This window comes from Microbacterium sp. 69-7 (assembly GCF_001897985.1).
GTDB classification, from domain to species: Bacteria; Actinomycetota; Actinomycetes; order Actinomycetales; family Microbacteriaceae; genus Microbacterium; species Microbacterium laevaniformans.
In genome coordinates this window covers 1-8242 of record NZ_MKRU01000076.1, presented here as the reverse complement: position 1 = coordinate 8242, position 8242 = coordinate 1, and the positions used below count along the sequence as shown (strand labels likewise).

Genomic DNA, 8242 nt, shown 5'->3' with positions numbered 1-8242 from the left:
GCTCGTACGGTGCCTGCAGCTCCTTGGCCGCGACGTACAGCTCGTCGCGGGACAGCGCCCCGAGCGCGGCGATCTCGCCGCGGATCTTGCGGATGTGCTTCATGGCCTCCGACACGTCGCCGGTGCCCGCCTCCCCCTTGGAGCGGATCATCGCCGCCCCCTCGGTGATACGTCGCAGCGCCTCGCCGAGGTTGGTGGCGCCGCAGACGAACGGAACGGTGAAGTTCCACTTGTCGATGTGGTTCACGTAGTCGGCCGGTGAGAGCACCTCGGACTCGTCGATGTAGTCCACGCCGAGCTCCTGGAGCACCTGAGCCTCGACGAAGTGGCCGATGCGCGCCTTCGCCATGACGGGGATCGATACGGCCTCGATGATGCCGTCGATCATGTCGGGATCGCTCATCCGTGACACGCCGCCCTGGGCGCGGATGTCGGCGGGCACGCGCTCGAGGGCCATGACGGCGACGGCGCCGGCGTCCTCGGCGATCTTCGCCTGATCGGGGGTGACGACGTCCATGATGACGCCGCCCTTGAGCATTTCGGCGAGTCCGCGCTTGACGCGGGACGAGCCGGTGACGGGAGTGGACACGGGTTTCTCCTTCGGGTGTGGACGTCGCTCGGGGCGGCGGAGCGGGATGCCGTAGCTATTGGCCTAGGCCAAAACGTAGCATGTCCTGTCACATACACTGATCACCGTGAACGCCGTCCCCGATGCCTCCTCCGTGCTGCGCATCGCCGGGGCCACCGCGACCGATATCGCCGACAGCGTGCGACAGAGGATCGAGCGCGGCGAGCTGGCGCCCGGCTCGGCACTGCCTCCGGTGCGAACCCTCGCCGACGAGCTGGGGGTCAATCGCAACACCGTCGTGTCCGCGTATCGTCTGCTGACGCAGGCCGGGCTCGTCGAGGCCCGCGGCCGCGCCGGCACGCGCGTCGCCGAACGCACCCCCGTGGCGCAAGAAGGCTTCGCACGCGGCACGGTGCTGCGCGACCTCGCGGCGGGCAACCCCGACCCGGCACTCATCCCCGATCTGCATCCAGCCCTCAGTCGCATCGCGGGTCGGCCGGTGCTGTACGGCGAACCCGTCATCGACCGCGACCTGGCAGCGTGGTCCGAAGAGTGGATGCGGGCCGCCGTCGGAGACGACCGCGCGCTGCGTCTCACGATCACGGGCGGCGCCTCCGACGCGATCGAACGTCTGCTCGCCCAGACGCTGACGCGCGACGATGCCGTGGCTCTCGAGGACCCGTGCTTCCTCGCGAGCCTGAACACGGTTCGCCTCGGCGGTTACCGCCCCATCGCCGTCCCCGTCGACGATGAGGGCATGACCGTCGCCGGGCTCCAGGCCGCGTTGGATGCCGGGGTGCGCGCCGTGCTGCTCACTCCTCGCGCTCAGAACCCCACGGGGGCGAGCCTCAGTGCCGAGCGCGCTGCGGCGCTGCGCACACTGCTGGCCGACCACCCGTATGTCCTCGTCATCGAGGACGACCATTTCTCGATGCTGTCGGCGCAGCCCTTTCACTCGGTGATCTCCGCGTCGCATCGGCGCTGGGCGCTCATCCGGTCCGTCTCGAAGTTCCTGGGGCCCGACATGTGTCTCGCCGTGGTCGCCTCAGATCCCGACACGGCCGAGCGGCTCGCTGAGCGCCTCAATCCGGGCGCGACGTGGGTCAGCCACCTCCTCCAGCGTGTGGCGCTCGAACAGCTCACCGATCCGGATGCGGTCGCGGCGGTGGCAGCGGCATCCGCCCACTACGCCGCGCGCAACCGCGCGGCCGCCGCGGCGTTCACCGCGGCGGGCGTCCCGGTGGTCGCGGGCGACGGTCTGAGCCTCTGGGTGTCGCTGCCGGTTCCGGCGCGCGCGGCATCCGAGCAGCTCATGCGTCGCGGATGGCTCGTGCGTCCGGGCGACGAGTTCGTGCTCGAAGGCGCGCGCGCCGCCCGCCATCTGCGCATCACCGTCCACGACCTCTCGGACGCCGATCTCGCGCGTCTGGCCACCGACCTGGCCGCGGCGATCCCCGCCGCAGCCGCGACCTCGAAAGCAGGATGATCGCCCGATGAAGATCCTCTCCATCCAGTCCGCCGTCGCGTACGGTCACGTCGGCAACTCGGCCGCCGTGTTCCCGCTGCAGCGCATCGGCGTCGAGGTGCTGCCGGTGTACACCGTGAACTTCTCGAACCACACCGGTTACGGCGCCTGGCGCGGTCCGCTCATCGCCCCCGACGACGTCCGCGACGTCATCACGGGCATTGAGGAGCGGGGCGTGTTCGGGGAGATCGACGTCGTGCTCAGCGGCTATCAGGGCGGGGAGGGCATCGCGGACGTCATCCTCGATGCGGTGGCGCGCGTGAAAGCGGCCAATCCTGCGGCGGTGTACTCCTGCGATCCCGTGATGGGCAACGCCAAGAGTGGGTGCTTCGTCGCTCCGGCGATCCCCGTGCTGCTCCGCGATCGCGTCGTGCCGGCGGCCGACATCATCACGCCCAACCAGTTCGAGCTCGGCTTCCTCACGGAAACCGAGCCGACGGACCTCGCCTCGACGCTCGCGTCGGCGGATGCCGCGCGCGCGATGGGCCCGCGCACCGTGCTCGTCACGTCGGTCGAGCGTCCGGATGCCCCCGAAGGCACGATCGAGATGCTTGCCGTGACCGATGACGGCGCGTGGATCGTGCAGACGCCGCGCATCCCCATGAAGGCGAACGGGTCGGGCGACGTCACGGCGGCGTTGTTCACGGCCCACTATCGTGCGAGCGGCGACGCCGCAGATGCGCTGGCGAAGACCGTGTCGAGTGTGTACGACCTGCTGCAGACGACGTTCGACTCCGGGCAGCGCGAACTGCAGCTGGTCGAGGCGCAGGAGTTCTACGCCCATCCGCGGCTGCAGTTCCCCGTCACCCGGGTGCGCTGAGGTTCGGCGTTTCGACTCGGCGCTGCGCGCCTCGCTCAACGACCGGGACTTCGCGCCCTTCCCCGGTCGTTGAGCGAGCGCAGCGAGTCGAAACGCCCTGCCTGGTCAGACCAGCTCGTATGGCCAGCGCACACCGAGCTCGGGCGAGATCGCATCCAGTGCGGCGAGGGTGCGCTCCACGGCGGCATCATTCGCCTCGTCGAACTGCTCGAGCGCGTGCAGCACGTGCCCCACCATCAGCCACTGCGTGATCGAGAGGCGCATCGGCGCGAAGCGCGACACGGCCCGTTCGCCGTCGACGTGGTCGAAGAACCAGACGTCGCCACGCGGACCGAGCCACCACTCATCGCCCTGGCCGTTGTCGCCGACGAGCACCCATCCCCGTGGCACCTCGAGGTCGACCCAGTACAGCGGGTCCTGACGCTCGCGCGTCTCTGCCTCGGCGCGGCGAGCGTCGAACGCGGTGATGTCTCCGCACAACTCCACAGTGGATGCCGGGAGCGTGCGCAGGCGCCGCGCGTCGACCGTGAACGGCTCCGCGCCGTCGTCCGGACCGCCCGGGCTCACGCCGCCGGCCAGGCGGCCGCGACGGCCTCGCGAACCTCGCCGAGCAGCTGCGGCAGCGCCTTCGTACGCGCGATGATCGGGAAGAAGTTCGCGTCCGAGCTCCACCGCGGAACGATGTGCTGGTGCAGGTGCTCGTCGACCCCCGCGCCGGCGACCGCGCCCTGGTTCATGCCGATGTTGAAGCCGTCGCAGCGCGAGACCTCGCGGAGCACCCGCATCCCGGTCTGTGTGAGAGCGCCGATCTCGGCGACCTCCTCCGGCGTGGCCTGGTCGTACGTCGCGATGTGGCGGTACGGGCACACCAGCATGTGACCCGAGTTGTACGGGAACAGGTTCAGCAGCACGTAGGACGTGACACCGCGGTGGACGATGAGCCCCTCGGCATCCGACTTCTGCGGCGCGGCGCAGAACGGGCAGCCCGAGCCCCGGAGGGCATCGGCGCCCGTGTTGATGTAGGCCATACGGTGCGGCGTCCAGAGCCGCTGGAAGGCGTCGGGGACGGCCGCGAACGTCGCGGCGTCCTCGAGGGCGGCGTCGGCGTTTCGACTCGCCTCCGGCTCGCTCACCGACCGGGCCCTCTCACGCCAGGTCCTCCGCAGTGTTGACGAGCAGCTTGCCCGAGATCGCGGCGACGATCTTATCGATCGCCTCATCCACCGGAATGCCGTTGGTCTGCGACCCGTCGCGGAAACGGAACGAGACGGTGCCACCGGAGCGGTCCTGCTCCCCCGCGATGAGCTGCAGCGGCACCTTCTGCGTGGTGTGGGTGCGGATCTTCTTCGGCATCCGATCGTCGGAGTGGTCCACCTCGGCCCGCACGCCCGCGGCCCGCAGGCGCGCGACGATCTCGTCGAGGTAGGGGGCGAAGTCGTCCGCGACGGGGATGCCGACCACCTGCACGGGAGCCAGCCACACCGGGAACGCGCCGGCGTAGTGCTCGAGCAGGATCGCGAAGAAGCGCTCCACCGAGCCGAACAGAGCACGGTGGATCATCACGGGGCGGTGCTTCTCGCCGTCGGGGCCGGTGTACTCGAGCTCGAAACGCTCGGGCTGGTTGAAGTCGAGCTGGATGGTCGACATCTGCCAGGTGCGGCCGATCGCGTCGCGCGCCTGCACGGAGATCTTCGGTCCGTAGAAGGCGGCGCCGCCCGGGTCGGGCACGAGCTCGAGCCCGGATGCCTCGGCCACCTCGCGCAGCGTCTCGGTCGCCTCGGTCCAGAGCTCGTCGGCCCCGATGAACTTCGGGTTGCCGTCTTCCTTCGTCGAGAGCTCGAGGTAGAAGTCGTTGAGGCCGTAGTCGCGCAGCGTCTGCAGCACGAAGTCGAGGCTGTGGGTGAGCTCACCCTTGACCTGGTCGGCCGTGACGTAGATGTGGGTGTCGTCCTGGGTCATCCCGCGCACGCGCGTGAGGCCGGAGAGGGTGCCGCTCTTCTCGTAGCGGTAGACGGATCCGAACTCGCTCAGGCGCAGCGGCAGCTCGCGGTACGAGCGGCCGCGCGAGCGGAAGATCAGGTTGTGGAACGGGCAGTTCATGGGCTTCAGGTAGTACTCCTGGCCCTCGCGGCTGACGTGACCGTCGGCATCCACGACCTCGTCGAGCACCATCGGCGGGTACATGCCGTCTGCGTACCACTGCAGGTGGCCGCTCGTCATGAACAGGTCGCCCTTGGTGATGTGCGGCGTGTTCACGACCTCGTAGCCGCTGGCGAGTAGACGCTCGCGCATGTAACGCTCGATCTCGTAGCGGATGATGCCGCCCTTGGGGTGGAACACGCTGAGTCCGGGGCCGATCTCGTCGGGAAACGAGAAGAGGTCGAGTTCCTTGCCCAGCTTGCGGTGATCGCGCTTGGCGGCCTCTTCGAGGCGCTGCTGGTAGGCGCGCAGCTCGTCCTTGGTGGGCCAGGCGGTGCCGTAGATGCGCTGCAGCTGCGGGTTCTTCTCGCTGCCGCGCCAGTAGGCGCCGGCCACTCGGGTGAGGTCCCATCCGTTCGCGACGTAGCGGGTGCCGGGAACGTGGGGCCCGCGGCAGAGGTCGCGCCAGACCACCTCGCCCTCGCGGTTCACGTTCTCGTAGACCGTGAGCTCGCCCGCGCCGATCTCGGCGGACGCGCCCTCGGCGGCGTTGGCGCCCGAGCCCGGGCCGCCGGCGAGCGAGATGAGCTCGAGCTTGAACGGCTCGCCGGCCATGAGCTCTCGCGCCTCGGTCTCGTCGACCACGCGGCGGACGAAGCGCTGATTCTCGCGGACGATGCGCTCCATCTCCTTCTTGATGGCCTTGAGGTCTTCGGGCGTGAACGGGTCGACGTTGCCGAAGTCGAAGTAGAAGCCGTCGGTGATCGGGGGGCCGATGCCGAGGTTCGACTGCGGCTTGATGCGCTGCACGGCCTGGGCCATGACGTGCGCGGTGGAGTGGCGCAGGATCGACAGACCGTCGGCGCTGTCGACCAGCACGGGCTCGACCGCGTCATCGGCCGTGACGACGGTGGAGAGGTCCTTCAGGTCGCCGTTGACGCGCAGAGCGACGACGGAACGGTCGGAAAACAGGGCGGAGCCGTCGGCGGGATAGGTCACGTCCGCCGCGGGTGAGACATCGGTCAAGGGAAGGTCTCCAGAAGAGGGATCGGATGGGATGCTCAGCTTCGGGCGCCGTGCGCCCCGCCCGCTCAGGCCCAGATCGTTCGTACGCCGGGCGTGCGCGCGCCGGTCGCGAAGGCGGTGATCCGGCTCAGTTCCATGTGTGCAGTCTATCGCCGCCCGGGACTGGTCGATGAGGGTCCATGATGGATGCCGTGTTGCTTGCCGTGATCGGAGCGGTGCTGCTGCTCCTGGGCGGCGCAGCCGTCGTGTTCGGAGTTCTGCCGGTGGACGCGGCGCTGGAGATCGGCGACCGCGTGTGGCCGATCCTTCTGTTCGTCGTCGCCGTGACGATCGTCGCGGAGCTCGCGGCGCGCGCCGGTGTGTTCGACGCCGCCGCAGCGCGCCTGGCGCGCCTCTCGCGCGGACGGGTGATCGTGCTGTGGCTCATGGTGGTGGCGTTCGCCGCCGTCGTGACGGCGTTCCTGTCGTTGGACACCACGGCTGTGCTCTTGACGCCGGTGGTCGTCGCGGTCGCCCGCGCCAATGGGCTCTCGCCGATGCCCTTCGCATTCGCGACCGTGTGGCTGGCCAATACCGCGTCGCTGTTCCTGCCGGTGTCCAACCTCACCAACCTGCTCGCCGCGCATCGGCTCGGCGATCTCGACGCGCTCGGCTTCCTGGGCCTTCTGGGACCGTCGGCGATCATCGCGACGGTCGTCACGGTGATCCTGCTGTGGCTCACGAACCGACGTGGCCTGCGGGGTCGCTTCACCCCCGCCCGTCCCCCGCGGGTGTCCGACCCCGTGCTTCTGCGGATCTCCGCCGTCGTCCTCGTCGTCATGATGCCGCTGCTGGTCATCGGCATCGCACCGTGGATGCCGGCATTGGGTGCCGCCGTCGTGCTCACGATCGTCTTCGCATGGCGCTCGCCGACGGCCCTGCGCTGGGCGCTCGTGCCGTGGCAGCTCGTCGTTTTCGCGTCCGGCCTGTTCCTCGCGGTCGGTGCGGCCGAGGCTCTCGGGTCGGGCGCCCTCCTCGCCGCGGCGACCGGTTCGGGAGAAGACTTCGTCTCGCTCTGGCAGGTCGCCGGGGTCGGCATGCTGGGCGCGAACGTGGTGAACAACCTGCCGGCCTACCTTGCTCTCGAATCCGCCGCAGGCTCCCCCGTGCGGCTCGCCGCTCTGCTCATCGGCGTCAACGCGGGTCCGCTGATCACGCCGTGGGCGTCACTGGCGACCCTGCTCTGGCACGAGCGTCTGCACGCCGTCGGCGTCGATGTGCCCTGGAAGCGCTACATCCTCTTGGGTCTGGTCGTCGCCCCGCTCACGGTGGCGCTCGCCGTCCTCCCGCTGGCGTTGCACTGACGACTGCTCACGCAGACGCGCGTTCGACTCAGGCGACGGTGAGGTCGACCTGGATCTCGCCGGCGAGGGCTTCGAGTGCGGCGGTGAGCGTCTCGGCATCCGCCGCCGCCGGCAGGCTGACGGTGACGGTCGCCTCGAACAGCGTGCCGCCGGCCATGGGGGCCTCGAGGGTGCGGCTGCGGAAGGTGTCGATGCTGAGCGTGTGGGCGGCGATGGCGGCGGTGACGTCGCGGACGATGCCCGGGCGGTCGTTGCCCAGGACGGTGAACGAGACGGTGTGAGGCGCATCGACGGATGCCGCGGCCGGCGCGTCGTGCGTCGTCACACGCAGCAGCCCGTCGAGGCCGCTGAGGGCGCTCGTGAGGGCCTGCTGCTGGTCGTCGGGCACCGCGACGAGCACGATGCCGGCGAAGGCGCCAGCGAGTTCGGCGAGCTCGCTCTGCTCCCAGTTACCGCCATGATCGGCGATGGTGCGGGCGAGAGCGCTGACGAGTCCGGCACGATCGTCGCCGACGACAGTGAGCACGAGGTGGGCCATGCGGCGAGCCTAACGCTCAGGCTGCGGAGGGTGCGAGCGTTGCTGCGCGACGCCACGCCGGACGCCATGACGTCCTCTCGGATCGGGTGTGGCTACGGTGAGAGGGTGAACGGTCTGGGGACCATCACGATCGCAGAGCAATCCCCCGAGATGAACTGCGCAAGGCGGGACGTCAGATGCAAACGTCCCGCCTTTTCGTTGCCTCGCGGGATCGCAACACCCTATGGTGATCGTGATGGCCTGGGGGTCATCGAGTTCCACTTTCGATAGCTGATGCGAGCTA

General features: G+C 69.5%; 8 protein-coding genes. 3 read left to right on the top strand and 5 right to left on the bottom strand.

The features are described 5' to 3' along the window. On the bottom strand, positions 1-538 hold a 538-nt coding region (locus BGN98_RS07340; RefSeq protein WP_502687822.1), incomplete at its 3' end, for a beta/alpha barrel domain-containing protein. A gap of 157 nt (positions 539-695) precedes the next feature. Between BGN98_RS07340 and BGN98_RS07335 the strand changes: the two genes are divergently transcribed. Both BGN98_RS07335 and pdxY read left to right on the top strand, forming a co-directional pair. After that, positions 696-2054 (top strand): aminotransferase class I/II-fold pyridoxal phosphate-dependent enzyme, encoded by a 1359-nt coding sequence (locus BGN98_RS07335; RefSeq protein ID WP_016465236.1) that lies wholly within the window; start codon positions 696-698, stop codon positions 2052-2054. A 7-nt stretch (positions 2055-2061) separates the two neighbouring features. Continuing rightward, positions 2062-2913: a pyridoxal kinase PdxY gene (gene pdxY, locus BGN98_RS07330; protein WP_016465235.1), complete on the top strand. Its 852-nt coding sequence runs from the start codon at positions 2062-2064 to the stop codon at positions 2911-2913. Positions 2914-3018: 105 nt separating this feature from the next. Here the strand turns inward: pdxY and BGN98_RS07325 are convergent, their stop codons facing one another. From BGN98_RS07325 to thrS, 3 genes are read right to left on the bottom strand one after another with little or no spacing between them, the layout of a single operon-like run. Continuing rightward, positions 3019-3480, bottom strand: coding sequence for an SMI1/KNR4 family protein (locus tag BGN98_RS07325; protein WP_288120518.1), 462 nt, complete (start codon positions 3478-3480; stop codon positions 3019-3021). Then, positions 3477-4046: an HIT family protein gene (locus BGN98_RS07320; protein WP_036290666.1), complete on the bottom strand. Its 570-nt coding sequence runs from the start codon at positions 4044-4046 to the stop codon at positions 3477-3479. The genes BGN98_RS07325 and BGN98_RS07320 overlap by 4 nt, the downstream gene beginning before the upstream one ends. A gap of 13 nt (positions 4047-4059) precedes the next feature. After that, positions 4060-6078: a threonine--tRNA ligase gene (gene thrS / locus BGN98_RS07315; protein WP_288120516.1), complete on the bottom strand. Its 2019-nt coding sequence runs from the start codon at positions 6076-6078 to the stop codon at positions 4060-4062. Between the two features lie 182 nt (positions 6079-6260). Here thrS and BGN98_RS07310 point away from each other — a divergent pair, with 182 nt between their 5' ends. After that, entirely contained in the window at positions 6261-7421 is a 1161-nt protein-coding gene (locus tag BGN98_RS07310) for an ArsB/NhaD family transporter (RefSeq protein WP_288120521.1), read from the top strand. A gap of 28 nt (positions 7422-7449) precedes the next feature. Here BGN98_RS07310 and BGN98_RS07305 read toward each other — a convergent pair whose 3' ends face one another. Beyond that, complete coding sequence (locus tag BGN98_RS07305; protein WP_036290657.1) at positions 7450-7959, bottom strand: glycine cleavage system transcriptional repressor; 510 nt, start codon at positions 7957-7959, stop codon at positions 7450-7452. Positions 7960-8242 lie beyond the last annotated feature (283 nt).

Excerpts from the sequence above, each read along its gene's own strand:
- pdxY (WP_016465235.1), top strand. The coding sequence starts at position 2,062 with ATGAAGATCCTCTCCATCCAGTCCGCCGTCGCGTACGGTCACGTCGGC.
- BGN98_RS07305 (WP_036290657.1), bottom strand. The coding sequence starts at position 7,959 with ATGGCCCACCTCGTGCTCACTGTCGTCGGCGACGATCGTGCCGGACTC.
- BGN98_RS07310 (WP_288120521.1), top strand. The coding sequence starts at position 6,261 with ATGGATGCCGTGTTGCTTGCCGTGATCGGAGCGGTGCTGCTGCTCCTG.